General features: G+C 70.4%; 27 protein-coding genes and 1 pseudogene. 23 read left to right on the forward strand and 5 right to left on the reverse strand.

Going from position 1 to position 24,174, the window contains the following annotated elements:
• A partial coding sequence (locus C7C45_RS29585) for an RICIN domain-containing protein (protein ID WP_146247444.1) occupies positions 1-185 on the forward strand: 185 nt, incomplete at its 5' end.
• Positions 186-388: 203 nt separating this feature from the next.
• On the opposite strand, the pseudogene C7C45_RS35940 reads toward C7C45_RS29585, so the two are convergent.
• Both C7C45_RS35940 and C7C45_RS29595 read right to left on the reverse strand, forming a co-directional pair.
• Positions 389-624: pseudogene (locus tag C7C45_RS35940) on the reverse strand (transposase); the annotation flags it as partial.
• 54 nt (positions 625-678) lie between these two features.
• Positions 679-1,536, reverse strand: a complete 858-nt coding sequence (locus C7C45_RS29595) for a zinc-binding dehydrogenase (protein ID WP_244200640.1) — start codon at positions 1,534-1,536, stop codon at positions 679-681.
• Positions 1,537-1,799: 263 nt separating this feature from the next.
• On the opposite strand from C7C45_RS29595, the gene C7C45_RS29600 reads away from it, so the two are divergent.
• The 10 genes from C7C45_RS29600 to C7C45_RS29645 all read left to right on the forward strand — a co-directional run bounded on the left by C7C45_RS29600 (position 1,800) and on the right by C7C45_RS29645 (position 10,320).
• Positions 1,800-2,585 carry a helix-turn-helix transcriptional regulator gene (locus tag C7C45_RS29600; RefSeq protein WP_110567617.1) on the forward strand — a complete coding sequence of 262 codons (786 nt, stop codon included), beginning with the start codon at positions 1,800-1,802 and terminating at the stop codon, positions 2,583-2,585.
• 324 nt (positions 2,586-2,909) lie between these two features.
• Positions 2,910-3,686, forward strand: a complete 777-nt coding sequence (locus C7C45_RS29605) for a cyclase family protein (protein WP_110567619.1) — start codon at positions 2,910-2,912, stop codon at positions 3,684-3,686.
• A gap of 30 nt (positions 3,687-3,716) precedes the next feature.
• The gene (locus C7C45_RS29610) at positions 3,717-5,237 is read left to right on the forward strand and encodes an AMP-binding protein (protein ID WP_110567621.1); all 1,521 of its coding nucleotides are present in this window, start codon (positions 3,717-3,719) and stop codon (positions 5,235-5,237) included.
• Between the two features lies 1 nt (position 5,238).
• On the forward strand, positions 5,239-5,502 hold the full coding sequence (locus tag C7C45_RS29615; RefSeq protein ID WP_110567623.1) for a phosphopantetheine-binding protein: 264 nt from the start codon (positions 5,239-5,241) through the stop codon (positions 5,500-5,502).
• 2 nt (positions 5,503-5,504) lie between these two features.
• Positions 5,505-6,551: an anthranilate phosphoribosyltransferase gene (locus C7C45_RS29620; protein WP_110567625.1), complete on the forward strand. Its 1,047-nt coding sequence runs from the start codon at positions 5,505-5,507 to the stop codon at positions 6,549-6,551.
• On the forward strand, positions 6,544-7,365 hold the full coding sequence (gene trpA, locus C7C45_RS29625; protein ID WP_110567693.1) for a tryptophan synthase subunit alpha: 822 nt from the start codon (positions 6,544-6,546) through the stop codon (positions 7,363-7,365). Before C7C45_RS29620 ends, trpA begins: the two co-directional genes overlap by 8 nt.
• A complete protein-coding gene (locus C7C45_RS29630) occupies positions 7,362-7,736 on the forward strand; it encodes an ectoine synthase (RefSeq protein ID WP_110567627.1) in 375 nt (124 codons plus the stop codon). Before trpA ends, C7C45_RS29630 begins: the two co-directional genes overlap by 4 nt.
• A 31-nt stretch (positions 7,737-7,767) precedes the next feature.
• Positions 7,768-8,907 (forward strand): acyl-CoA dehydrogenase family protein, encoded by a 1,140-nt coding sequence (locus tag C7C45_RS29635; RefSeq protein ID WP_110567629.1) that lies wholly within the window; start codon positions 7,768-7,770, stop codon positions 8,905-8,907.
• 3 nt (positions 8,908-8,910) lie between these two features.
• Positions 8,911-9,606 carry a phosphoribosylanthranilate isomerase gene (locus tag C7C45_RS29640; protein ID WP_208641437.1) on the forward strand — a complete coding sequence of 232 codons (696 nt, stop codon included), beginning with the start codon at positions 8,911-8,913 and terminating at the stop codon, positions 9,604-9,606.
• 15 nt (positions 9,607-9,621) lie between these two features.
• Entirely contained in the window at positions 9,622-10,320 is a 699-nt protein-coding gene (locus C7C45_RS29645; RefSeq protein ID WP_110567631.1) for a beta/alpha barrel domain-containing protein, read from the forward strand.
• An 81-nt stretch (positions 10,321-10,401) separates the two neighbouring features.
• On the opposite strand, the gene C7C45_RS29650 is transcribed toward C7C45_RS29645, so the two are convergent.
• Positions 10,402-11,313, reverse strand: a complete 912-nt coding sequence (locus C7C45_RS29650; RefSeq protein WP_341866524.1) for an AfsR/SARP family transcriptional regulator — start codon at positions 11,311-11,313, stop codon at positions 10,402-10,404.
• Between the two features lie 761 nt (positions 11,314-12,074).
• Here C7C45_RS29650 and C7C45_RS29655 point away from each other — a divergent pair.
• A complete protein-coding gene (locus C7C45_RS29655) occupies positions 12,075-12,854 on the forward strand; it encodes an SDR family NAD(P)-dependent oxidoreductase (protein WP_110567633.1) in 780 nt (259 codons plus the stop codon).
• Between the two features lie 16 nt (positions 12,855-12,870).
• On the opposite strand, the gene C7C45_RS29660 is transcribed toward C7C45_RS29655, so the two are convergent.
• The gene (locus C7C45_RS29660) at positions 12,871-13,842 is read right to left on the reverse strand and encodes an aromatase/cyclase (RefSeq protein WP_110567635.1); all 972 of its coding nucleotides are present in this window, start codon (positions 13,840-13,842) and stop codon (positions 12,871-12,873) included.
• A 20-nt stretch (positions 13,843-13,862) separates the two neighbouring features.
• Positions 13,863-14,648: a 3-oxoacyl-ACP reductase FabG gene (gene fabG, locus C7C45_RS29665; protein ID WP_110567637.1), complete on the reverse strand. Its 786-nt coding sequence runs from the start codon at positions 14,646-14,648 to the stop codon at positions 13,863-13,865.
• Between the two features lie 190 nt (positions 14,649-14,838).
• Here fabG and C7C45_RS29670 point away from each other — a divergent pair, with 190 nt between their 5' ends.
• From C7C45_RS29670 to C7C45_RS29720, 11 genes are all read left to right on the forward strand, one after another.
• On the forward strand, positions 14,839-15,228 hold the full coding sequence (locus tag C7C45_RS29670) for an antibiotic biosynthesis monooxygenase family protein (RefSeq protein WP_244200642.1): 390 nt from the start codon (positions 14,839-14,841) through the stop codon (positions 15,226-15,228).
• Positions 15,225-16,493 carry a beta-ketoacyl-[acyl-carrier-protein] synthase family protein gene (locus tag C7C45_RS29675; protein WP_110567639.1) on the forward strand — a complete coding sequence of 423 codons (1,269 nt, stop codon included), beginning with the start codon at positions 15,225-15,227 and terminating at the stop codon, positions 16,491-16,493. The genes C7C45_RS29670 and C7C45_RS29675 overlap by 4 nt, the downstream gene beginning before the upstream one ends.
• A complete protein-coding gene (locus C7C45_RS29680; RefSeq protein WP_110567641.1) occupies positions 16,490-17,698 on the forward strand; it encodes a ketosynthase chain-length factor in 1,209 nt (402 codons plus the stop codon). The genes C7C45_RS29675 and C7C45_RS29680 overlap by 4 nt, the downstream gene beginning before the upstream one ends.
• Before the next feature lie 101 nt (positions 17,699-17,799).
• Positions 17,800-18,057, forward strand: a complete 258-nt coding sequence (locus tag C7C45_RS29685; protein WP_110567643.1) for an acyl carrier protein — start codon at positions 17,800-17,802, stop codon at positions 18,055-18,057.
• A 50-nt stretch (positions 18,058-18,107) separates the two neighbouring features.
• On the forward strand, positions 18,108-18,542 hold the full coding sequence (locus C7C45_RS29690) for an ester cyclase (protein WP_110567645.1): 435 nt from the start codon (positions 18,108-18,110) through the stop codon (positions 18,540-18,542).
• Positions 18,543-18,633: 91 nt separating this feature from the next.
• Positions 18,634-19,476: an SDR family oxidoreductase gene (locus tag C7C45_RS29695; protein WP_110567647.1), complete on the forward strand. Its 843-nt coding sequence runs from the start codon at positions 18,634-18,636 to the stop codon at positions 19,474-19,476.
• A 26-nt stretch (positions 19,477-19,502) separates the two neighbouring features.
• Positions 19,503-20,399 carry an NmrA/HSCARG family protein gene (locus C7C45_RS29700; protein WP_110567649.1) on the forward strand — a complete coding sequence of 299 codons (897 nt, stop codon included), beginning with the start codon at positions 19,503-19,505 and terminating at the stop codon, positions 20,397-20,399.
• Positions 20,400-20,494: 95 nt separating this feature from the next.
• Positions 20,495-21,283, forward strand: a complete 789-nt coding sequence (locus C7C45_RS29705; protein ID WP_110567651.1) for a TetR/AcrR family transcriptional regulator — start codon at positions 20,495-20,497, stop codon at positions 21,281-21,283.
• Positions 21,284-21,428: 145 nt separating this feature from the next.
• The gene (locus C7C45_RS29710) at positions 21,429-22,496 is read left to right on the forward strand and encodes an ATP-binding cassette domain-containing protein (RefSeq protein ID WP_110567653.1); all 1,068 of its coding nucleotides are present in this window, start codon (positions 21,429-21,431) and stop codon (positions 22,494-22,496) included.
• The gene (locus C7C45_RS29715) at positions 22,493-23,326 is read left to right on the forward strand and encodes an ABC transporter permease (protein ID WP_110567655.1); all 834 of its coding nucleotides are present in this window, start codon (positions 22,493-22,495) and stop codon (positions 23,324-23,326) included. The genes C7C45_RS29710 and C7C45_RS29715 overlap by 4 nt, the downstream gene beginning before the upstream one ends.
• 306 nt (positions 23,327-23,632) lie before the next feature.
• Positions 23,633-24,085 (forward strand): nuclear transport factor 2 family protein, encoded by a 453-nt coding sequence (locus tag C7C45_RS29720; RefSeq protein WP_110567657.1) that lies wholly within the window; start codon positions 23,633-23,635, stop codon positions 24,083-24,085.
• The last annotated feature ends 89 nt before the right edge of the window (positions 24,086-24,174 follow it).

A 24,174-nucleotide genomic window follows, 5' to 3' on the forward strand; every position in this document is an offset into this window, starting at 1 on the left:
CAAACGGCGGCACCAACCAGATGTGGTACCTGCGGCCCACCGGTGACGGCTACTACACCATCGTCAGCCGCAGCAGTGGACTACTGGCCGACGTCTACGGCGCGGCGACCACTGACGGGACGCAGGTCGTGCAGTGGACCGCCACCGGCGGCACCAACCAACAGTGGCAGTTCGTACCCGCCTGACCAGTAGCAGAGGTGAGTGCCAAGTTCGGCCGCCGGTAACGGGCTGCCGATTGTCGCGCCGACTCGGGGGCACGGTTTGTGCGCCCGAGTCGGCCGCGATCCAATCACGGTGGGCACGAGCTACCGATCCGGGCAGGCGCGGATCCGGTCCGCTCGCTACCCGTACGTGATCCAGGCCCGAGGCGTCGCGGCTGAGTGCACGAACGGTCGAACGTGTACTGGCAGACGTTGCGCTTCTTGTAGATCACCTTGTCGAAGGCGGGCGGTCGCCCGCCGGTGCTGCCTTTGGCGGCCCGGCGGGCGCCCTGGTCCGAGCGTTCGGGGATGACGTGCCGGATCCCTCGCTGCCGCAGAGTTCGACGCGTCGGGTCATGCGCGTAGCCTCTGTCGGCGATCAGCACCTCGACGCGCTGCCGGGTCGTCCGGCTCCGGGCTCGCTGGCGGCCGCGTCGGCTTCCCCCCGATCGCTCGCAATCGGAATGGCAAGGGACGGTCAGGGGACAAGGGCTACGAAGCGGAGGCCCGTCGTCCGCTCTGCAAGGTCGAGGGCGGCGGGTGGGTCGTCCAGGCCGACCGTCAACAGCTCCACCGCGGAAAGATCCAGCAGACCGGAGCGGACCAGGTTCCACACTGTGGTCACCGTTTCGTCGTCGCTCATCCAGGAGCCGCGCAGATTGAGCCGGCGGTGCATCAGGTCGCCGTACGGAATCGTGAGGTTCTGTCGTACGCCGCCGATGAGCACAAGGGTGCCGTGCCTCCGCAAGCTGTCGTAGGCGGCCATGGTCGCGTCTGCCGTCGGCGTGGCGCCGAGGGTGTCCAGGGCCACGTCCACCGGGCCGATCGCTGCCGCGTCCGTCGCACGGTCACCGGTCAGCTGGTGGGTGCGTACGCGGGGGGCGAGCTCGGCCAGCCGACCGAGCGCCTCGGAGTTACGGCCCACCGCCGTCACCGTCGCCGCGCCTTCCGCCAACGCCACCAGCACCGCCGCGCCACCCAGCTGACCCGTCGCGCCGATCACCGCAACGTCGCGACCGGCCAGCGGGCCGGCGGCGTGCAGGCCCGTGGCGGCGATGCAGAGCCACGGCAGGAACGACAGGCGGGCCGGTTCCGGATAGTCTTCGGCGCCGGGCAACTTGACCATTGTTTCCTTCGCGCACAGCGCGCGCTCGGCGAAGACGCCGTCATGCCACACCGTACGCATGCGTTCCGTGCGCGCGCTGCCCACGCCAGAGCCGCCCAGGCCGACCCAGCCGACCAGGATCTCGTCGGCGCCGCCCGCGTCGAGCAGCGCCGTGTCCAGCACGATGTCGCCGGGGGCCACGTGGAACACGTCGGGCGCGACGTCGGTCACCCGAGCGATGCAGGAGGGGCCCAAGGTCAGCGGGATGGGCAAGCCGCCGCGGTTTCCTCTCACCACCGCTTTCGTGTACGCCGGAAGATGCGCGGCGAGCACCTCCACGAGCACGCCACCGCCTTGGAGCGCCGGCTCGGGAACCTCCGAGAGGCGCACGTCATCGTCTTGTGAAGCAACAGTCCAAGCTCGCATGGATCAAGCGTCGCAGTTCGCTAAGGTAGTATCCAGAGTCGCGTTATTCTGGTACTGGAGGTTCTAGGGTGAGTCTCGAGCTGGGCGCGTTCCTGCGTAGTCGCCGCGAGCGGGTAACCCCAGCCGACGCGGGCTTGCCGGTTACCGGGCGCCGCCGCACGCCCGGGTTGCGTCGCGAGGAACTGGCCCTGCTGGCCGGCATCAGCGCCACCTGGCTCACCTATCTGGAGCAGGGTCGCGACGTACGCCCCTCCGGCCAGGTGCTCGACGCTCTGGCGCGGGCGTTGCGGCTCACCGCCGCCGAGCAGGAGCACCTGCGCCGCCTGGCCGGTGGGGACGCAACCCCTGAGCAGGACGCCCCTGAGGAGGTCGGACCCGAGGTCGCGGGCGTCCCGGCGTTGCTGGGCGACAATCCCGCGTACGTCACCGGCATCTGTTACGACCTGCTTGCGATCAACGACGCCGCCGCGGAGCTGTTCGGTGGCACCGGGCCGGGCGGCAACGTCGTGCGGTGGATGTTCACCGAGCGCGCCGCTCGCGAGATCCTGGTCGATTGGGAGCGGGAGGCGCGCGACATCCTGGGCCGGCTACGGGCGATCGCGGGGCGGCATCCCGGCCACCCGCGCGTGACCCGGCTCGTAGCCGAGCTGAGCGAGGCCAGCCCCGAAGTACGCGAGTGGTGGCCGCAGTACGACATCCAATTCAGTCACGCGGGCCGCAAGCGCTTCCGGCATCCCCGGCTGGGTGTGATCACCGTGTCGCACACCGCGTTCCACGTCGCCGAGCGGCCCGAGCAGACACTGGTGGTCTACCACCTGCCGGGCAGCGCAGGTCCCCTGCCCGGCTACCCCTGAGCCGCCTGGGCAGGGCCATCGTGGATCACGCTGTGGAGGGGGCGGGCCGCCGCCGTGCTCACCACGCACCGGAAGGCGTTGTCAACGCGGACCACCCAGATTCGCGGCGGGGCTCCTCGATCGTTGCCGCTGCACCCGTAGCAACGCGGCGGCGGGTGCCGGCGGCCCGGGACGGCCGCGGGCCCCGCGGGCCGGGGGCCGACCCTCCTGGGTCCGGCGTGAGCGCACGGCGCGGCCGGTGCCGTCGTGGCTCGCCCGTCCAGCCGGCTTCCAACGCCTCTCGAGCGCTGATAGCGACCGTTGACGGGAGCCGAGGAGGTAGCTGTGCGGATCATCGACCTGTCGTCCCCGATCGACGCGGCCGCGTACGAGCCGGATCCGGTCAGGCACGAGGTGCTCAGCCCCAGGGAGGGCGCCCTGCACATGAGTTCGGAGATGCGCGAGCACTTCGGGATTGAGTTCGACCCGGACATCTTGCCCGACGGCGAGTTCCTCTCGCTGGACCGGCTCAGCCTGACGAGTCACACCGGGACGCACGTCGACGCCCCGTCGCACTACGGCTCCCGTGCCGGATACGGCACCGGAGTGCCCCGGCACATCGATCAGCTGCCGCTGGAATGGTTCCACCGGCCGGGCCTGGTGCTGAACGTGGCCGCCGAAGAGCCCGGCGTGGTCGGCGCTGCCGAGTTGGAGAAAGAGTTCGCCCGGATCGGGCGCACACCGCAGCCGCAGGACATCGTGCTGCTGCGCACTGGTGCGAGCGCGTGGGCCGGAACGCCGCGCTACTTCACAGACTTCGTCGGGCTCGACGGGCCCGCCGTGCACCTGCTCCTCGACGCCGGGGTACGGGTGATCGGCACCGACGCGTTCAGCCTGGACGCCCCGTTCACGAACATCCTCGCCCGCTGGCAGTCCACCGGTGACCGATCGGTGCTCTGGCCCGCTCACTTCGCGGGACGGGACCGGGAGTACTGCCAGGTCGAGCGCCTGGCAAACCTGGAATCCCTGCCTCCGTACGGCTTCGAGGTCGTCTGCTTCCCGATTCGAGTGGCCGGCGCGGGCGCCGGATGGACCAGGGCCGTCGCCCTCCTCGACGACTGATGCTCGCCCACGACCGGAATAGGACCTGACATGAAGGTGCAGTCCGAACTGGTGGACTCGATCGTCCGTACCGGGACGACCGACCCGGACTCGGTGGCCATGGTCTGGCGGGCCCGGGAGATCAATTACGGGATGCTGCTGGACCTGGCGGCGCAGGCCCGGGACCGGGTGACCGCGCTCGACCTGGACGACGGCGAGCCGGTGGGTCTGCTCGCGGACAAGTCACCGGAGGCTGTGGCGCTGATTCTCGGCGTGCTCCAGGCGGGGCGGCCGTTCCTGTTGCCCGCGCCGAACCTGCCGTCGGCCACCCTCCGCGAGCTGTTTGGTCAGGCGGGCTGCCGGCAGGTGCTGTCACCGCAGGACACGCTGCGAATCCCCGGTGTCGCTGCTGGACGGGCGCCGGCCGGTACCTCGTTCATGCTGACTACCTCCGGCTCGACCGGCCTGCCCAAGGTGGTGCCGCTCGGAGTCGACGCGGTCGATCGTTTCGTCGCCTGGGCGTCCGACCGGTTCGGCATCGGCCCCGGAGTCCGGGTGCTCAACTACGCCCCGCTCAACTTCGACCTGTGCCTGTTGGATGTCTGGACCACGTTGGGTCGAGGCGGCACGGTGGTGCTGGTCGACCCGGACGAGGCGCTGCGGGCCGGCGCCCTGGCAACCCTGCTGGCCCGGGAACGGGTGTCGGTGGTCCAGGCCGTACCGATGTTGTTCGGCCTGCTCGCCGGCCCCGATTCCGACGCCGCGTCCCCGGACATCGCGGGTGCGAGGCAGGCGTCCGATGCGGTGCCCCGGGTCTACCCGGACGTCACGCAGGTCGTGTTCACCGGCGATGCGATGCCGACCCAGGTGCTGCGCCGGCTGCCTGCCGTATTCCCCTCGGCCCGCCTCTACAACCTCTACGGCTGTACGGAGACCAACGACAGCTTCCTCTGCGAGATTGACCGAGACGGCCCGTTCGATGGGCCTGTGCCGCTCGGCCAGCCGCTGCCCGGGGTCGACGCGGCCGTCGTCGCGCCCGACGGCACGATCGTCACCGGACCGGGGGACGGGGAACTGTGGGTGCGTACCCCCTTCCAGAGCAGCGGCTACCTGGGTGCAGCCGCAGGCAGCGGCCGGTTCGGCCCGGACCCGTCCGGACGCCCCGGCCCGGCCTGGTACCGCAGTGGCGATCTGGTGCGTCGAGATGCCGACGGCCGGCTGTTCCTCTGCGGCCGGGACGACCACCGGGTCAAGGTACGCGGGGTCGGGGTGGATCTGTCCGAGGTGGAGCAGGCGCTCCTCGCGCACCCGGACGCCGCCGACGCGGTGGTGCTCGCCGTGCCCGACGCGCTGGTGGGCTCCCGGCTACACGCCGTGGTCCGGCGGGCCCCCGGCAGCGCCCTCAACAGCCTGACCCTGCGCCAGCACTCCGCGGGAGCGTTGCCGCGCGGCGCCATCCCGGAGACGGTCCGTGTCGTGGACGCGCCGTTGCCGCGGACCTCCACCGGCAAGGTCGACCGCCTTGCCGTACGGCAGGCACACCTCGCCAGCAGCTTCCCGGAAGGAGTCTGAGTTGCAGCACGCACGGGTCATCACGCAGTTCGTCGTCGAGGAGTTCCTGCCGGACATGTCCCCCGGCGACGTGGACGTCGATCTCGACCTCATCGACAACGGGATCATTGACAGCCTCGGCCTGCTCAAGGTGATCGCCTGGCTGGAGGATCGGTTCGGGATCGCCGCCGACGATCTGGAGCTGTCCCCGGAGCAGTTTCGGTCGATCCGGTCGATCGACACGTTCGTGGCGCTGACAGCCACGCACTCGGTTGAGGCGTCCTAGTCGTGCACCAGGTGATCGCTGCCCTGCTCGCCCCTCGTCAGCCGATCGACCTGCCCGGCTGGCGCTCCTTCTGGGACGGCCTGCACGCGGGTGAGATCCGGCGGGGGGAGGCGGTGGCCCTGCTGACCTCCCTGGCTACCTGTCCACCGGACGTGGGGACCGTGGAGGCGATGCTCGCCTCGCTCGACGAGCGCCGTCTCGCACCGCCGGTGCAATACGACGAGAGCGTCAACATCGTGGGCACCGGTGGAGGGCCTCGTACCTTCAACATCTCCACCGCGGCAGCCTTCGTCGGAGCGGCGTCCGGGCTGCGGGTGATCAAGACGGGTGCCCGGGCGTACAGCGGCGGCCGGGGCTCCTTCGACCTGCTGGAGCAACTCGGCATCCCGCTCAGCAACGCGTACGAGGAGACCGGTGAGACGCTCGACCGGTTCGGGCTGGCCTTCGCCGGCTACTTTGTCTACCCGCCGGAAGTGTCCCTGCTGGCTCGGGCGATCTTTCCGATGCGGATGCGGGAAATCGGCCGATTCGTCAACGTCCTCGGCCCGGTCCTCGCGGCGGCGCCGGTGACCGCTCAGCTGACCGGGGTCTCAGACCACGGGCTGCTGCCGACCCTGCGCCGACTGGCGGTGGCCCTCGGTAAGCCTCGAATCTGGTTCTGCACGAACGCCCTGGGCGCTGACGAGCTGACCGGATTCGCCGACGACCTGCTGTACACCGCCGACGGCGGACCGCCCGTACGCCTGGCCGACATCGGCCTGGCCGAGCGGCCCGGCACGCTCGCGGACCTGCACCCGGCGCCGCCCGGGACGGACCTGGTGGCGGATTTCCTCGATGTGTTGGCCGGACGGCGCGGCGAGGTCGCGACGCGGGCGGTCTGCCTGAACGCGGCGGCGCTGCGGGTCGCCCTCGATCCGGTGACAGGCTGGCCGGAGGCGATGGCGCGGGCCGAGGAGGCCATCCGGTCCGGGGCGGCGCTGGAGCTGGTCGGACGGATGCGTGACGCCGCGCCACTTGCGGCGCGGCCGAGGGTGCGCCGCGGTGGCTGAGTTCTTCACCGCCCGCAGCGGCGACGGTCCCGGGTTGGCGGTGTTTGTCACCGGCGGTGACCCGCCCCCGAACCGGCTCGCCGAACTGGCGATCCTGCTCGACGAGCGCGGCGTCGATTGCCTGGAGTTGGCGGTGCCGTTTCCCGGCTCGGTCACCGACGGTCCGGTGCTGCGCCGCTCAGCCCAGCGGGCGCTGCGTCGCGGCACCGACCTCGCCGAGGTGCTGGCATTCGTCGCGCAGATCCGACCGCGGCTCCGCCGTCTGCGGATCGCCCTGCTGGCCGACTGGAGCCACAGTGTGCGACCGATGGGCGACGCCGAGTTCGTTCGGCGGGTGGCCGATTCGGGGGCCGACGGTCTGCTGGTGCACGCTCTGCCGCCGCGTCTGCGCGAACGCCACCTGGCCCAGGCCGTCGACGTCGGCCTGCCGGTGGTCACCACCTGCTACGCGACCTCACCACCAGCGGTACGTGCCGTGGCGGCACGGGACGCCACAGCATACGTCTATGTCGTCGCCGCCTACGGGCGTAGCGGGACCGCTCCGGCGGGCGGCTACGCCGGGTTGGGCTCGGTGGTCGCCGCCGTCCGCGCGGGCAGCCGCGTGCCGGTCGCCGTCGGCTTCGGGGTACGCACCCGCGCCGATCTCCTTCAGATCCGCGCGATCGGCGCGGACGCCGCCGTCGTCGGCACAGCCGCCGTGCAGGCCATCGAGCGGGCCGAACGGACTGGCCAGGACCTGCTGGCCGGGTTCGACACATTCCTGCGATCAATGGGGATCGTCGACCAATTGTCAGAAGAAGGGACCCATCGGTGATTATCAGGGAACTGGACGACGTGACCACTGTCGACTGGGGCAACGGCCTCAGCCGACGGTTCCTCCTCGAGTCGGACGGAATGGGCTACTCCATCACCGACACCACCGTCCGTGCCGGCACGATGGCTCGGCTGGAGTATCGCCGGCACCTGGAGGCCTGCTACTGCCTCGAGGGTGAGGGCAGTGTCATCGACCTGGCGGGTAACACCTACCCGATCCGACCGGGCGTGCTGTACGCCCTGGACAAGCACGATCCGCACTGCCTGGTGGCAGGGCCGCACGGCGACCTGCGTCTGGTGTGCGTGTTCAGCCCGGCCCTGAGAGGGGACGAGCAGCACAACATCGATCCCGAGGGCTTCTCGCAGTACTGATCCGTAGTAACGACCTCATTGGAGTCGGCAAGTGATCACTTGGACCGCTGACCAGGACGCCCTGCGAAACGGTCTGGCTCCCTGGCTCCACGTGCTCAACGACGAGCACGTGGAGCTGGACGCCAGGGCAGAGTTTCCCCGCGAGAAGTGGGCGGTGCTCCGACGCGCCGGGCTGCTGGGTCTGCCGGTACAGGAGCGCTGGGGCGGTCTTGGCCAGGACCTGCTCACCACCATGTACGTCCTGGAGGGTCTCGGTGAGGGTTGCCGGGACGCCGGACTCAACTTCTCTGTGTCGACCCACCTGGCGAGCACCGCCATCGCGGTGCAGCGTTTCGCCTCGGCAGCCCTGAAGGACCGCTATCTGCCGGAGGTCGCCTCCGGTGCTCTGATCGGCGCGCATGCGATCACCGAGCCGGACAGCGGTTCGGACGCGCTGGCGATGCGTACCCGCGCCGTCCGCGACGGCGATCATTTCGTGTTGTCCGGTCAGAAGGCCTTCGTCAGTAACGGCCCCGTGGCCGACCTGATCGTGGTGTATGCCCGTACCGGGGAGCCCGGCAGCCCACTGGGGATCACCGCCTTCCTCGTCGAGCGAGAAACCCCAGGCCTGGTCGTGGGACCGCCGACGGCCAAGATGGGCCTGCGCACCTCGCCGTTCGGTGAGCTGTACCTCGACGGGTGCCGGGTGCCAGCAGCCAACGTGGTGGGCAGGGTCGGCGGCGGGTTTCTGGTGCTCGACCACGTGATGAAGTGGGAGATCCTCTGCGGCTTCGCGATCAACGCGGGGGAGATGCGGAACCGCGTCGACCGGTGCCGGGAGTACGCCCGCACGCGCAACCAGTTCGGTAGCCCGATCGCGAAGTTCCAAGCGGTCGCACACCGGATCGTCGACATGGAGATCGGCGTGCGTACCGCCCGCGCTGCTCTCTACGGTGCGGCAAGCCGGATGGTCGCGGGTGCGAACGTCACGATGGACGTCGCCGTGGCGAAGGTGGTGACCAGTGAGGCGAACGTGGCCTCGGCGCTCGCCGCCGTACAGATCTTTGGTGGCAACGGATACACCACCGAGTACGGAGTCGAGAAGGAGCTGCGTAACGCGGTGGCCGGCACCATCTACTCCGGCACCTCGGAAATCCAGCGCAACCGCATCGCCGCCATGCTGGGGCTCTGACCCGTGGCGGTGGTCAAGATCTGTGGAGTCGAGTCCGGACGGGACGTCGATCTGCTGCGCGACTGCGGCGCCGACCTTGTCGGGGTGTGGTGCGGGGTGGCCGATGGGCCGCGGGACCTGTCGGTGGACCGCGCCGCCGCGCTGGTCGCTCGGGTCGGCGCAGCCTCCCCGATCCCGGTGCTCGTCACCACCCTCACCGACGAGCGCCGGCTGCGGAACGTGGTGGACCGCACCGGTGCCCGGTGGGTGCAGTTGCACGGCTGGCAACCACCCGCCCTGGTCCGCCGGCTCAAGGCCGAGCCGGGTCTTGTCGTGGTGAAAGTGCTGCACGTCGGCGAGGGCGGATGCCCGGAGCAGCGGATCATCCCGGCGTACGAGCGCGCCGGGACAGATCTGTTCCTGCTGGATGCTCTGGCCGCGGGCCGGGTGGGCAGCACCGGGACCATGGTCGGCGCGGCCGCCGCGCTCGCCGTCGTCGACCGGTGCACCCGGCCGTTCCTGCTTGCCGGAGGTATCTCCCCGACCAACCGTGCCGCGTGCGAGGCGGTCGTCTCCCACCCGCTCTACCACGGCGTCGACGTGGACGGCGCGGCCCGCGACCGTCGGGGCCGACTGGACGCCGAGCGGGTCGCCCAACTCATCAGTGCCTGGCGTTCGAGTGCAGCGGGGCCGGACGCCGACAACCCAGCCGACGACTGAGCAGGGGTCATCACCATGGATGCCACCTTTATGGACGCCCTCCGCCAGGCGGACCGTCCGGTCGTGATGGAGCTGAAGCGCCGCGACGGTGCCGGTGCCGACCTGTTCGGCGGCCGTTCGCTGCCCCGGATCGTCGCGGCCTACGAGCGGGCTGGTGCCCCCTGCCTGTCCGTGGTCACCGGTCACTGGTTCGGAGGCACCGAGGACATGCTGCGCGAGGTGCGTTCGCTGACCGGGCTTCCCCTGCTGCAGAAGGACTTCATCACCCGCCGACGGGATCTGGACCGAGCGGTGCGACTGGGCGCGTCGGCGGTGCTGCTGACCGCCCGGCTGCTCGCCCGGGCCAGCCTCGACATGCTGGTGACCGGGGCGCTGGAGCGAGGGCTCACGCCGTTCGTGGAGGTGGCGACGCCCGCCGACGTGCGGGCGGTGCCTCGGGCGGTCGACTGCGTCATAGCGGTGAGCAACGGCGACATCGCCAGCCGCGAGCGGGCTCCCGCCGACCTGAACCGCAGCGTGCGGCTGCTCAGTGAGGTGTCGGCCGCCGGGACGCCGTGCCCGGTCAGCGCAAGCGGCATAGCTGATCCGGCCGACGCGGCTCGCCTCCTCCGGCTTGGCTATCGGGGCCTGCTGATCGGCTCCGAACTGCTGCGCGCCGGCGACGAGTTGCCGGTCTGGCTGGCCGAATTCGATCGTCTCCGTCAGGCTGCCTGACGGCCCTACCGAGGCCCCGGCTGACAACTCGTGCTCCGCCGCCCGACCGATCGGACGGCGGAGCGGATCATGACGATCCGACTACGCGGGGCGCGCCTGTGCCCACTCGACTTCCCGCTTGATCCGGTTGTCCGCATCCACCCGAGGCGCGTTGCGCAGTGTGTTGGCGCCAGGCACGTTCAGCGCCGGATCGCCGGCGAGGATCGCCCGGTGCAGGTGCTGGAGGTCGTCGCACGGGTCCACGCCGAGCTCGTCGACGAGAGTTTCGCGGGCCCGCTGATAGGCGTCCAGCGCCTCGGAGCGCCGTCCGGCCCGGTACAGCGCCAGCATGAGCTTGCCCTGAAATCCTTCGTGGGTGGGCTGCCGGGCGGCCAGCCCGGTCAGCTCACCGAGGAGCTCGTGGTGGCGTCCCAGCCGGAGGTCCGCGTCCATACGTAGCTCCAGCGCGCTCTTGCAGATCTCGTCGAGGCGCAACGCCTCCACCTGGAGGAGAGGGCCGGGATTGATGTCGACGAGCGCCGGCCCCTGCCAGAGGGCGAGGGCTTCGCGCAGAGTCCGTACGGCGGTGACGACCTCGCCCCGTTCCAGCTCTGCCCTCCCGCGCTGGGTCAGCTGCTCGAAGCGCAACCAGTCCAGCGCGTCGGGGCTGAGGGACAGCAGGTATCCGCCCGCGTAGGTGCGTAGGGCCTCGCCCCGCGGTCGCTCGCTCTGCGGGGGTCTGCCCATGCTGGGCAGTCTGGTGTTCAGGTGTTTACGGAGCTGGTAGACGTACGTCTGCAACGTCGTGGTCACGCTCGGCGGAGGCTTGTCGTCCCACAGTTCCTCGATAAGCAATTGGTTCGGCACGACGCGGTTGGCGTGGATAGCCAGCAGCGCCAGCACGCGGCGGGTTTTAGGGGCTGTGGGAGTTACGTCAATTCCATTAACGCGAACCGATAACGGACCGAGTAGATTAATCTGCACCGCGTACATTGATCTCCTCCGTTTTGACATTCCCGCATTTGCTCGACCCGCTCATTGCTGGGATCCAGAGCAATTCTCGGACAATTGTCGACGCCCCATTCTCTGGTGGGCGCCATCAATTGCCGGGTTTTGGCTGGGATCGTGGCATGGCAGTTGTTCGCCGTGCATATCTGCCACCCGTGACCACCTGCATCACAGAAGGCCGAACAGGTCGGCCTTGGGTGGCGGCGGCGAGGAAGACTTGCCTGCTAGAGGGCAACGCCTTCGGGCGCTCGGGGCATTCCGGAGCAGCTCGCCCGGCGCATCACTCGGTGTCGCGCCCATTCTTTGAGGACAAAAAATGGGTTACGTCGCGAATGCGCGTCGATGACAATGGGGACCCCCGTCTCCAGTTCCAATGCTGCTGGAAGCTGAGATGTATCGTATGCACTGACATGCGCCCTGCGCAACCGTTGATTTACCTTGAGCTATCGTCGAGCGGAATTCGAGCCGCTCTCCGCCCAGCTTGTAAGGGGTGTGCCGGGCAGTCCGGTAACGCAAAGTAGCGCCGCTTGCGAGCGCCCTGGTATTGGCGGGTATGACAGACCGATTACCTACCTCAGTGTGAGCGGACCCGCCGGACCCCCGGGGCTCACCGCCCGGTCGTCCTGCGTCCTGGACGGTGCCGGGCATGCCACAGGTCGGGACGTGGCCCAGGCTCGGTCGGGTGTGCGATGCGACGTCCCGGCGGGCGGTGGCGGGCCGAGCGCTCGCCCCAGCCGGCCTCGAGCGGCCGTTTCTACCGTGGGGCCATGAACGATTCCAGCGCAAGGACCGACCGTGCAAACCGACCGCGGGGTGTCGTGGTGACCGGCGGCGGAACGGGTATCGGACGGGCGACCGCGCACGCGTTCGCCGATCGGGGCGACCGGGTGCTGGTGGTGGGCCGGTCGGAAAGCACCCTCGCGGAGACCGCGAAACACCGAGACGGCATCTCGGTGCTCCCGATCGACGTCACCGATCCCGCGGCACCCGACGTGATCGTCGAGACAGCCCTGCGTGAGTGCGGCCGCCTCGACGTCCTGGTGAACAACGCCGCGACGGCGGGCTTCGCCACGTTGGAAGAACTCGACCCGGCCAGCGTCCGGGCCGAGGTGGCGACCAACCTGCTGGCGCCGATCCTGCTTACGCAGCGGGCCGTCGCACCGCTGGCCGCTACCGGTGGCACAGTGGTCAACATCAGCTCCGCCGGGTCGCTCGGCCTGCGGGCCATGCCGGGCAGCTCGGTGTACGCGGCCACCAAAGTCGGACTGGACGCGTCGACCCGCACCTGGGCGGTGGAACTCGCACCCCGGGGAATCCGGGTGGTGGCCATCGCCCCGGGGCTCGTCGACACCGAGGTCGCCGTCCGCGCGGGCATGTCCCGGGAGGCGTACGACGAGTTCCTCGCCTCGATGCTGCCGCGCATCCCGTCCGGGCGGGTCGGTGTACCGGAGGACATCGCCTGGTGGGTCGTCGCGCTCACCGAGCCCGGCGCTGGGTACGCCAACGGCATGGTGCTCGCAGTCGACGGGGCGCTCTCGGTCACCTGACCCGCCCGCGCTCGGGCTACGACCGGGTGGCCAGGCGCCGACCCTCGGCGAACTCCTTGGCGGCGTACATCGTGGCGGTGCTGTTTCGGCCCAGTGCGGCTCGAACGTACGTGCGGGCGTCGCCCAGGGTCGCATCCGGACCGAGAACGCCCTGAATGGCCTGCGGATCCAGCACCACCCGGTGGGTGGAGATGACCATCGCCCCGTCCTCGTGCGGCTCGATCGACCACTGACCGGTATGTACGGACATCAGCGCCGGGGTACGCAGTTGCTTGTAGACGATGCGCCGGTGCGGGAAGCACACCCGCACAGACCGGGTGCTGTGGGTCGAGCCGTCGGGGGTGGTGGTGTCCATGTCCAGCAGTTGAACGCCGGGGTCCTCCTCCGTCAGCCGCACCCGAGCCACGTGCGGCAGCCGGCGGTCCCAGTGACCCGCCTCGTTGAGGAAGTCGTACACGTCGCCCGGCGCGCCGTTGACGTGAACCACGTCGTCGAAGACCAGCAAACGGCCGTCGCTCTCGGCCGGCGACTCGACAGCGGCGCGCACCGCGGCCAACTCCGAACGGCTGTTGCGGTCCACCGCCTGATGGATCCAGGCCATGGCGGAAGGGTCGTCGCCGACGGCCCGGAAGTCGTGGGTGAGCCGGACCAGGGAGCGCCCGTCCGCGGTCGGCTCGATGATCCACTCACCGCCCATCGACGCTACCGGCGGGGCGGAGACCACCTGCCGGAAGCGGATCCGCCGAGCCTGCCGATCGAGTTCCCGGCGCGAGGTCCACCCCTTCACTGCGTCATTGGCGGTGGCCCAGATCCGAATCACCTCCGAGGTGGAGCCGGATTCGACGTACTCCACGTGCACGGTGGGTGGAAAGACGAGTGGCCACCGGCTCACGTCCAGGACCAGGTTGTAGACGGTACTGGCCGGAGCGGAGACGATCTCGCGGTGTTCGGTGTGTGCAGAGGGCGGCTGGTTCACGCGGTTCTCCATTTCGGGTCGGTCGGGTCGGTTCAGTAGTTGCCGAGGCCACCGCAGACGTTGAGAGCCTGGGCGGTGATCGAAGCGGCGATGTCGGTGACCAGGTAGCCGACCAGGCCGGCCACCTCCTCCGGGGTGGAGTAGCGGCCCAGCGGTATCTTCGCCTCGAACCGCTGCCGTACGTCGTCCTCGGTGGTGTTCCAGAAGTCGGCGTAGCCGCCGCGTACGCGCTGCGCCATCGGCGTCTCGACGTAGCCGGGGCAGACCGCGTTGACGGTGATGCCGGTCTTCGCCAACTCCAGGCCGAGGGCTTTGGTCAGCCCGACCACCCCGTGCTTGGAGGCCGAGTACGGCGCCCCGTAGATCACGCCCTGCTTGCCTCCGGTGGAAGCGATGTTCACCACCCGGCCCCAGCCGGCATCGAGCATCCGGCCCGTGGTCAGCACCTCCCGGGTGACCCGGAAGACGCTGTTCAGGTTCGTCTCGACCACGTCGTTCCACAGCTCGTCGCTGATCGTCGCGGTCGACCCGCCACCGCTGCGCCCGGCGTTGTTGACCAGCACCCCGACCGGGCCCCAGGCGTCCACCGCCGTGCGCAGCAGGGTGTGCACCTCGGCGCCGGAGCGGACGTCGCACCCGCTACCGCGTACCTGAAGGCCCTTGTCGCGTAACTCGCTGGCGGTCTGCTCGACCGCCGCCGTGTTCCGGGCGCAGATCCACACCCGGTGACCTTGCTCGGCGAGGGCCTTCGTCACCGCGAGACCAATCCCGCTCGTCGCACCGGTCACCACCGCGACCGGACCGCTCTGCCCTGGCATCTCGTGCCTCCTCACGTCGGCTCCACAGGTGCGGTCGAGACTGCCAGTGGCTGCTCGAGACTCTCTCGACCGGCGGATTGGCGCTGCCCCGGCCGGCGGACTTCCAGCGAGGTTCAAGGCAGATGCGACCCGACCCGTCCACGGTCGACACGACGAACCGCGGCACCCGCGGCTCGGTACCGGCTCGGACATGGGGAGTGTGTTGGACATGCGGGCAGGCGGACTCGATCCTGCGGAACGGGACGCGGTTGTCTTCGTCAACCGGTTCACCGTGCACGCCTCGACGGAGGACTTTGAGCGAACCTTCTCCGAGACCTCGGAGTTCATGGCGAGCCAGCCGGGCTTCGTCGCGCACACTCTGGCCCGGCACGCGGAGCAGCCCGGCGCGTACGTCAACGTCGCGTACTGGCGGGATGAGGAGTCGTTCCGCCGGGCGTTGGCCCAGCCGGGGTTCGCCCCGCACGCCATCGCTCTGCGGGCCCTGGCGACAAGCGATCCGAATCTCTACCGGCCGGCCGTGCACCACGACGCGGCCCCGGCCGCTGCCGGCGGTATCGGCCCAGGGCGGCACACCCGATGACCCGCCGGGCCGTCATCACCGGCATCGGAGTCCTGGCACCGAGCGCGAACGGCACGAAGTCCTTCTGGGACCTGCTGGTCAGTGGCCAGACGGCCACCCGGAGGATCTCGTTCTTCGACCCGACGCCGTTCCGCTCGCAGGTGGCGGCCGAGTGTGACTTCGATCCGCTGCGCGCCGGGCTCTCACACCAGCAGTCCCGGCGGATGGACCGGGCAGCCCAGTTCGCGGTGGTCAGCGCCCGAGAGAGTCTCGCCGACAGCGGGCTGGACCTGGAGCGTACCGACCCGACCCGACGCGGCGTGGTGATCGGCAGCGCGGTCGGCTGCACGATGAGCCTGGAGCGCGAGTACGTCGTGGTCAGCGATGGCGGCGCCCGGTGGCTGGTTGACGAGAGCCACGCCGTGCCCCACCTGTTCGACTACCTGGTGCCCAGCGCGATCGCCCGCGAGGTGGCGTGGGAGGTCGGCGCGGAGGGCCCGGTCTCCCTGGTCTCCACCGGCTGCACCTCGGGTTTGGACGCGGTCGGCCGGGCCGCCGAGTTGGTGGTCGAGGGCAGCGCCGACGTCATGGTGTGTGGGGCCACCGACGCCCCCATCTCGCCGATCACCGTGGCGTGTTTTGACGCGATCAAGGCGACCACCCCGCGCAACGACGACCCGGCGACAGCATCCCGGCCGTTCGACCGCACCCGCAACGGGTTCGTGCTCGGCGAGGGGAGTGCGGTCTTCGTGCTCGAGGAGCTGGAGCACGCCCGCCGTCGGGGTGCCCACCTGTACGCAGAGGTGGCCGGTTTCGCCTCCCGGGCCAACGCGCACCACATGACCGGGTTGCGGCCCGATGGTGTGGAGATGGCCGAGGCGATCCGGGTAGCGCTGGCGCGGGCCCGCAGCGCGCCGACCGAAGTGGACTACGTCAATGCCCACGGCTCCGGTACCAAGCAGAACGACCGGCACGAGACGGCGGCGGTCAAGCGCAGCCTCGGGCGGCACGCGTACGACACCCCGGTCAGCTCGATCAAGTCGATGATCGGTCACTCGCTCGGTGCCATCGGCTCGCTGGAGATCGCGGCCTGCGCGCTGGCGATGGAGAACGGCGTGGTGCCACCGACGGCGAACCTGCGTGAACCTGACCCCGAGTGCGACCTGGACTATGTGCCGCTGCGGGCCCGGGAACGGCGGGTGGACACCGTACTCAGCGTCGGCAGCGGCTTCGGTGGTTTCCAGAGCGCCATGGTGCTGCGCCGCCCCGGGCGGGGCGCGGCATGACGGCGGCGTTGATCACCGGGCTGGGCGTGGTCAGCCCGGCCGGTCTCGACAGGGAGACCCACTGGGCCGAAACCCTCGCGGGCCGGTGCGTCATCGGCCCGATCACCCGTTTCGACGCCTCGGGATACTCCAGTCGGCTGGCCGGTGAGGTGCCGGCGTTCGAAGCACGGGAACACCTGCCGGGGCGGCTCATCCCGCAGACCGACCGCATGACCCAGTTGGCCCTGCTGGTGGCCGACGCCGCGCTCGCCGACAGGGAGGTCGACGTGGCGGCGATGGGCGAGTTCGGGGTGGGCGTAGTGACCGCGAGCAGCGCCGGTGGCTTCGAGTTCGGCCACCGGGAGCTGGAGAAGCTGTGGAGCCGCGGCCCCGAACACGTCAGCGCCTACCAGTCGTTCGCCTGGTTCTACGCGGTGAACACCGGTCAGATCTCCATCCGGCACGGCACACGTGGGCCCAGCGGCGTGCTGGTGACCGAACAGGCCGGCGGTTTGGACGTGCTCGGGCAGGCCCGCCGGCAGGTGCGGGACGAACTACCGATGATGATCAGCGGTGGGGTGGATGGCTGGCTCTGCCCGTGGGGCTGGGTGGCGCATCAGGCCAGCGGGCACCTGAGCCGCCGCACCGATCCGCGCTCGGCGTACCTGCCCTTCTCGGTCGACGCTGCGGGGTACGTGCCGGGGGAGGGTGGCGCGCTGTTCGTCGTCGAGTCAGCCGAGTCCGCCCGATCGCGGGGTGCCCGACCGCGGTATGGCGTGATCGCCGGCTACGCGGCAACCTTCGACCCGCCCCCGGGCTCCGGCCGGGAGCCCTCCCTGCGCCGGGCGATCGAGGCGGCGCTCGACGACGCCAGGATCGCCCCGACCGACGTGGACGTCGTGTTCGCCGACGCGGTCGGCCTGCCGGAGCTGGACGCTGCGGAGGCGCGGGCGCTGGCGGCGGTGTTCGGGCCGTATGGCGTGCCGGTGACCGCCCCGAAGACCATGACCGGCCGGCTCGGGGCGGGCGGCGCGGCGCTCGACGTGGCCAACGCGCTGCTCAGCATCCGCGACGGGGTGCTACCGCCGACGGTCAACGTGTCCGAGCCGGCGCCCGTTCACGAGCTGGACCTGGTCCGCGTCACCCGCGAGGCGCGGGTCCGCACCGCGCTGGTCCTCGCACGCGGCCACGGCGGGTTCAACTCCGCGCTGGTCGTCACCGCCTGAACGGTCCCACCCCGCCTGTTCCGACCGGATACCAACCCACCGCCGTCGTGGGGCCGCCGGCACCGAGAAGGCCGCCCCGCACCGACCCTCAAGGAGAGCGAATGACGACCCTCGAACTTCCGGTCCTACGGGACATCCTGCGCGAGTGCGCCGGTGAGGACGACGCCGCCGGCCTCCAGGGCGACATTCTCGATGTGCCCTTCAGCGACCTCGGCTACGACTCGCTGGCCCTGTTGGAGACCGCGAGCGTTATCCAGCGCCGCTTCGGCGCTCGCCTCGCCGACGACGCCGTCACCCGTGCGGAGACCCCCCGGGCGCTGCTCGACCTGACCAACGAGACCCTCGCCGGCACCAGCTGACTGTCCCATCCGCACGATCCGAGACCCGACCCGAGAGCCGAGGAGGCCGCATGAGTGTGCAGATTGACGCCGTACGTCGAATGGTGGCGGCGTACAACAGCGGACAGACCGAGGACGTCGCCGAGTACATCCACCCTGACTACCTCAACCCGGCGTCCCTGGAACACATGGACCTGCGCGGCCCGGCCGCCTTCGCGATGGCCGTGAAGTGGCTGCGGATGACCTTTTCTGAGGACGTCCACCTGGAGGAGGTCCGCTACGAGGAGAAGGGCGACTGGGTGCGCGCCTACCTGGTCCTCTACGGCAGGCACGTCGGCAACCTGGTCGGGATGGAGCCGACCGGCCGGCGCTTCTCCGGTGAGCAGATCCATCTGATCAAGTTGGTGGACGGCAAGATCCGCGACCACCGTGACTGGCCGGACTACCTGGGCACCTACCGCCAGCTCGACGAGCCGTGGCCAACTGCCGAGGGCTGGCGGCACTGACCGTCCCCCGCTCGCGGGGGCCCGGCTGGCGCGATCGCCGGCCGGGTCTCCGCGCCACGGCCCATTCCCCTCCCAGCAAAGGAGAGACGCGATGATCCTTGTTACCGGCGCGACCGGAAAGGTGGGCGGACACGTGCTGACCCGCCTGCGGGAGGCGGGCCACCAGGTCCGCGCTCTGAGCCGAGACCCCGACCGGGCCGACCTGCCCGCCGACGTCGAGGTGATCGCCGGCAGCCCCGCTCAGGTCGACTCGTCCGCAGCCGCGCTGGCCGGCGTGGACGCCGCGTTCGTCTGCTTGGTGGGCGACGTGGAAACCCAGGCCCGGGGGTTCGCCGAGGCGGTCCGGCGGGTCGGTGGCGTCCGGCGGCTGGTGCTGCTGTCGTCGTCGGCGGTGCTGCATCCCGTGCGACACCGGATCGGCGACGAGCACCGGGCCGCCGAGGAGTTGATCGGCGCGGTCGCACCCCACGCCACCCTGCTGCGGCCGGGGCCGTTCCACACCAACTCGCTGTGGTGGGCGAAGTCCATCCGGGAGCAGGGCCGGGTCCGCTGCCTGGTGGGCAACAATCCGGGTGCCCCGCTGGACCCGGACGACCTGGCTGCCGTCGTGGTGGCGGCACTGACCTCTGCTGAGCACGCCCGCCAGCGGTACGAACTTACCGGGCCGGAGGTGCTCACCTCCGCCGAGCAGGTGCGCACCATCGCCGAGGTGACCGGGCGGGAGCTCGACTTCGAGGTGGCTGCTCCGGCGGAGGTGGTGGCGATGTTCGCATCGATCACCGGCGACCGGCCCGCCGCCGTGACCAACGTGGCGGCGCTGCACAGCGCCCAGGTCCCCTGGGGGCGCACGACCGACACCATCCAGCGGCTGCTGGGCCGTCAGCCGCGCACGTTCCGGGACTGGGCGGCCGAAAACGCCCACCTGTTCAAATGACCCCGCACTCCAGAGAGGATCCTTCGATGGCCGACAGCAGCGGCATCGTCCTCGTGACCGGCGCGACCGGTACCCAGGGTGGCGCCACCGTCCGAGCCCTGATCGCCCGGGGCCGCCCGGTGCGGGCCCTGGTCCGCGACCCCGGCACCGACGCCGCCCAGGCGCTCGCAAAGGCCGGCGTTTCCCTGGTGACCGGCGACCTCAACGACCCCGCGTCGCTGCGAGCAGCCATGGCTGGTGTGCACGGGGTGTTCAGCGTGCAGACCTTCATGGCCCCCGGCGGGTTGGGCGCCGAGGTCCGCCAGGGCCGTGCGGTCGCCGACGCGGCGGCGATAGCAGGGGTCCGCCACTTGGTCTACAGCTCCGTCGGCGGGGCCGACCGGTCCAGCGGGGTGCCGCATTTCGAGAGCAAGTGGGCCATCGAGCGGCACCTGCGGTCGTCGGGCGTCCCCACCACCGTGCTTCGTCCCACCTTCTTCATGGACAACTTCGCCGCGTTCGGCCCGCAGGTGGTCGACGGTGCGCTCGTGGTCCGGCTGGCGCTGCGTCCGGACACCGCGGTGCAGCTCGTCGCCGCGGAGGACATCGGGGTGTTCGCCGCGCAAGCCTTCGACGACCCCGACACGTACGTCGGGGCGTCGCTGGAGTTGGCCGGGGACGAGCTGACCGGTCCGGAGTTGGCCGCGCGCTTCGGCGAACTGGCCGGTATGCCCGCCCGGTTCGACGAGCTGAGTCTCGCCGAGGTCGCTGCGGATCCGTGGATTCCGTACAGCCACGAGATCGCGGTGATGTTCGAGTGGTTCCAAACCGATGGTTACGCGGCGGATATCACGGCGCTGCGGGCCCGACACCCGGGCCTGCGGACGTTCGCCGACTGGCTGCGGACGATCGGTTGGCGCCCGCCGGTGCCCGCCGCGGGGTGAGCCGGCCGGACCACGGGTCGGGCTCTTTCGATGGACACGCACGTCTGCGTATATTGTATCGTACGTCATACGGCTAGGCCGACCATGGAGGGACGATGAGTCCGGACGACCGGGGCAGGGGTGTCGCCGATCCGGCCCGGAGCCTGGCCCTGCTGTGGGGCGCGCGCGGCCCGGACGCCCGCAGCAGGTCCAATCTCGGCGTGGAGAAGATCGTCCGGGAGGCCATCGACATGGTCGACACGGACGGACTGGGCGAGCTGTCCATGCGCCGGCTGGCCCAGGCGCTCGGGGTGGGCGTGATGTCGCTCTACACGTACGTGCCCGGTAAGGCCGAGCTGATCGAGCTGATGGTCGACACCGTGTACGGGGAGACCCTGGACGCCGGGGAGTTGCCGGCCGGGTGGCGGGCGGCGCTGGAGCAGGTGGCACGGGCCAACTGGGCGCTCTACCGCCGGCACCCCTGGGTGCTGCGCATCCCGGTGGGCCGCCCGTCGCTCGGTCCGCACGCCACAGCCAAATACGAGTACGAGCTGCGGGCCGTGGAGGGACTCGGTCTCACCGAGGTCGAGATGGACTCGGTCGTGCGCCTGGTCACCGACTACGCCGAGGGGGCCGCCCGGCGGGCCGTCGAGGCATCCGTGTTGGAGCGGGAGAGCGGGCTGACGGACGAGCAGTGGTGGCGGGTCTGCGGTCCGCTGCTCGGTGCGTTCGTGGATGGTTCGCGCTACCCCGTCGCCACTCGCGTCGGCTCCGCCGCCGGGGCCGCTCACGGTGGTTCCTACTCGCCGGAGCACGCCTTCGAGTTCGGGCTGGAGCGGATGCTCGACGGCATCGAGGTCTTCATCGCGAGCCGGACGACGCGGGCCCAGGTCTTTCCCGGCTGACCGGATCCCGCCGGGCGTTCTCCCTCTTCGGTGTCGTCGCCGCGCCGACGACGCGCACCTCTGCCGTATGCGCTACCGTATGCGCTACCGTATGGTGTACGTTAAATGTCTTCGACAGGTGTTGTGGTGCTCAGGGAGGAGCGACGTGACAGCGGGTAATTACGCGATTGTCGCGGAGGGACTGCGTAAGCGGTACGGGGACAGGTACGCCCTGGACGGCTTCGATCTACAGGTCCGGCCGGGCTCGGTGTGCGGCCTGCTCGGCCCCAACGGGGCCGGAAAGACCACCTCCGTGCGGATCCTGTCCACGCTGCTGGGCTTTGACGAGGGCCGGGCCGAGGTCGCCGGCTTCGACGTGGCGCGCCAGGCCGACCAGGTCCGTTACCGCATTGGCCTGGTCGGACAGAACGCCGCGGTGGACGAGGTTCTCAGCGGCTATCAGAACCTCGTCATCTTCGGCCGGCTGTTCCACCTCGGTACGAAACATGCTCGGCAGCGCGCCGGCGAACTGCTGGAGCGGTTCGGGCTCGCCGAGGCCGGCGACAAGCCGGTCAAGGCATACTCGGGCGGCATGCGGCGCCGGCTCGACCTGGCCGCGGGGATGATCCTCACGCCGTCGGTGCTCTTCCTCGACGAGCCGACCACCGGGCTCGACCCGCGTAGCCGCAACGAGGTGTGGGTGTCGGTTCGGGAGTTGGTCCGTTCGGGGACCACCGTTCTGCTGACCACTCAGTACCTGGACGAGGCCGACCAGCTCGCCGACCAGATCTCGGTGATCGACACCGGGAAGGTCATCGCCGAGGGCACGCCCGACGACCTGAAAGCCCGGCTCGGAGGCGACCGGATCGATCTGGTTGTGCACGACGCTGCCGACCTTGCGGCGGCCAGCGCGCAGCTTCGTCAGGTGGCCGGGGCCGAGCCCGAGGTCGACGCGGATCGGCGGTTCGTCAGCGCCCAGGTCGGGCACCGCGCCGCGGCGCTCACCGAGGTGCTGCGAGGGCTCGACGCGGCGGGCGTCGCCGTCGAGGACGTGGCGCTGCGTCGCCCGACCTTGGACGAGGTCTTCCTGCACTTGACCGGCCGTCGCCCGCAGACCGTCGAGGAAGCCGAGGCGGCCGGGAAGGCGAAGAAGGGCAAGGGAAAGAAGGGTAAGGGCGACGAGCCGAACGCCGGCCCGGCCCGCTCGGAGAACGTCGAGGAGGTTCCCGCGTGACCAGTGCGACCCTGCCCGGCACCGCGTCGCCGGACGTGGTGCACGGCCGCCCCTCACTGCTGGGCGACAGCATCACCCTGACCCAGCGCAGCCTGGCTCACTGGCGTCGTAATCCGGGGCCGCTGATCGCCTCCCTCGGGTTCAACATCGTGATGGTGTTGATGTTCGCGTACCTGTTCGGCGGCGCGTTGCAGGTGCCCGGGGGCGGCAGTTACCGCGAGTTCCTGATGCCGGGCATGTTCGCCATGACCATGGTGTTCGGCATCAGTCTCACCACGCTCGCCGTCTCCGCCGATCTGGACCGCGGCGTCACCGACCGACTCCGGTCGATGCCGGTCTCCCCCCTGGCCCCGTTGATCGGGCGGGCGGTGGCCGACATGCTCTTCGCGGTGGTCACCCTCGCGGTGATGCTGCTGGCCGGCCTCGCCGTCGGCTGGCGCGCGCACGGCGGCGTCGGCGACACCCTCGCCGCGTTCGGGTTGATCCTGCTGCTGCGCTTCGCCCTGGTCTGGGTGGGCATCTTCCTCGGCCTGGTCATGAAAGGTCAGGAGGCGGTGGCCGGCGTGCAGACTCTCGAGTTCCCGCTCGGCTTCCTGTCGAACGCGTTCGTCTCTCCCGCCACCATGCCCGGCTGGCTGGGCGCGATCGCCGAGTGGAATCCCCTGTCGGCGACCGTCGGAGCGATCCGGGAGCTGTTCGGCAACCCTGGCTGGGGTGGCGACTCCTGGGCGGTCCAGCACTACCCGACGATGGCGGTGATCTGGCCGATCGTGCTGGTGGTGATCTTCCTGCCGTTGTCGATGAGCAAGTACCGGTCCTTGAGCCGCTGACGAAACACGCCAGCACCGCCTGGGACGATGAGGCGCAGCTGCTGCCCCCGGCCGACGAGAGTCGCCGGGGGCGGCCTCGTCTTGTCCGCGTTCCGGCCGTGACGCCGGCGTTGTCGGTGAGCCGCCGAAAGAAACCGTGGGGAGAAGAGGCGTACCCCTGCCCGGCGCAGCCCGCGGTCGATCTCCGCATCCAGGCGGCGCTGGCGCCGAACCGTCCCTCCGATCCGCGAGGGCTTCTCTAGCGAGGTGCGGAAGCATCGCGGTCACCGACACCGCCGACGAGGCGAAACAGAGAGGGCGGCACCGATGACCGTGCAAGTTGAGAACGTCGTGGACCGGACAGCCTTCGCTCGGGTGTACGCCGAGGTCCAACAGTTCTACGCCCGGCACATGTACCTGCTCGACAGCGGTGCGGCCCGGGAGTGGGCCGAAACGTTCACCCCCGACGGGGTGTTCGCCGCCCCTTCGGCCCCACAGCCGATCGTCGGCCGGGCGGCGTTGACCGCCGGCGTCGAGCAGGCGCACGCCGAGCTGCGCGACAAGGGCGAGCAGCACCGGCATCTGCTGTTGTCGGTGGACGTCGCACCGCAGCAGGACGGCTCGCTGGTGGTGCGCAGCTACGCCCAGATCATCGCCACGCCCCGGGGCGGCGCCCCGCGGCTGCACCTGATGTGCGTCACCCGCGACCTGCTGGTCCGGGACGCGGACGGGCGGCTGCTGGTCCGGCACCGCCGGGTCACCCGGGACGACCGCGCCTGAGCCCGCGACTCCGCGGCCCGGCGGCGCGTAGGGAAGCCGTGTCGTCGGGTCGCGGCCCGCACCGGTACGTCGCGAGGCCCCCGTCCGCA

Origin of the sequence: Micromonospora arborensis, from assembly GCF_003205615.1 — a bacterium.
Taxonomy (GTDB): domain Bacteria; phylum Actinomycetota; class Actinomycetes; order Mycobacteriales; family Micromonosporaceae; genus Micromonospora; species Micromonospora arborensis.

Bases quoted from the DNA above. Each gene is read 5' to 3' on its own strand.
- C7C45_RS29700 (WP_110567649.1), top strand. From the start codon at position 19,503: ATGGCCGACAGCAGCGGCATCGTCCTCGTGACCGGCGCGACCGGTACC.
- C7C45_RS29695 (WP_110567647.1), top strand. From the start codon at position 18,634: ATGATCCTTGTTACCGGCGCGACCGGAAAGGTGGGCGGACACGTGCTG.
- C7C45_RS29720 (WP_110567657.1), top strand. From the start codon at position 23,633: ATGACCGTGCAAGTTGAGAACGTCGTGGACCGGACAGCCTTCGCTCGG.
- C7C45_RS29690 (WP_110567645.1), top strand. From the start codon at position 18,108: ATGAGTGTGCAGATTGACGCCGTACGTCGAATGGTGGCGGCGTACAAC.
- fabG (WP_110567637.1), bottom strand. From the start codon at position 14,648: ATGCCAGGGCAGAGCGGTCCGGTCGCGGTGGTGACCGGTGCGACGAGC.
- C7C45_RS29660 (WP_110567635.1), bottom strand. From the start codon at position 13,842: ATGGAGAACCGCGTGAACCAGCCGCCCTCTGCACACACCGAACACCGC.
- C7C45_RS29670 (WP_244200642.1), top strand. From the start codon at position 14,839: ATGGGGAGTGTGTTGGACATGCGGGCAGGCGGACTCGATCCTGCGGAA.
- C7C45_RS29685 (WP_110567643.1), top strand. From the start codon at position 17,800: ATGACGACCCTCGAACTTCCGGTCCTACGGGACATCCTGCGCGAGTGC.
- C7C45_RS29645 (WP_110567631.1), top strand. From the start codon at position 9,622: ATGGATGCCACCTTTATGGACGCCCTCCGCCAGGCGGACCGTCCGGTC.
- C7C45_RS29610 (WP_110567621.1), top strand. From the start codon at position 3,717: ATGAAGGTGCAGTCCGAACTGGTGGACTCGATCGTCCGTACCGGGACG.
- C7C45_RS29680 (WP_110567641.1), top strand. From the start codon at position 16,490: ATGACGGCGGCGTTGATCACCGGGCTGGGCGTGGTCAGCCCGGCCGGT.
- C7C45_RS29650 (WP_341866524.1), bottom strand. From the start codon at position 11,313: ATGTCAAAACGGAGGAGATCAATGTACGCGGTGCAGATTAATCTACTC.
- C7C45_RS29705 (WP_110567651.1), top strand. From the start codon at position 20,495: ATGAGTCCGGACGACCGGGGCAGGGGTGTCGCCGATCCGGCCCGGAGC.
- C7C45_RS29655 (WP_110567633.1), top strand. From the start codon at position 12,075: ATGAACGATTCCAGCGCAAGGACCGACCGTGCAAACCGACCGCGGGGT.
- C7C45_RS29675 (WP_110567639.1), top strand. From the start codon at position 15,225: ATGACCCGCCGGGCCGTCATCACCGGCATCGGAGTCCTGGCACCGAGC.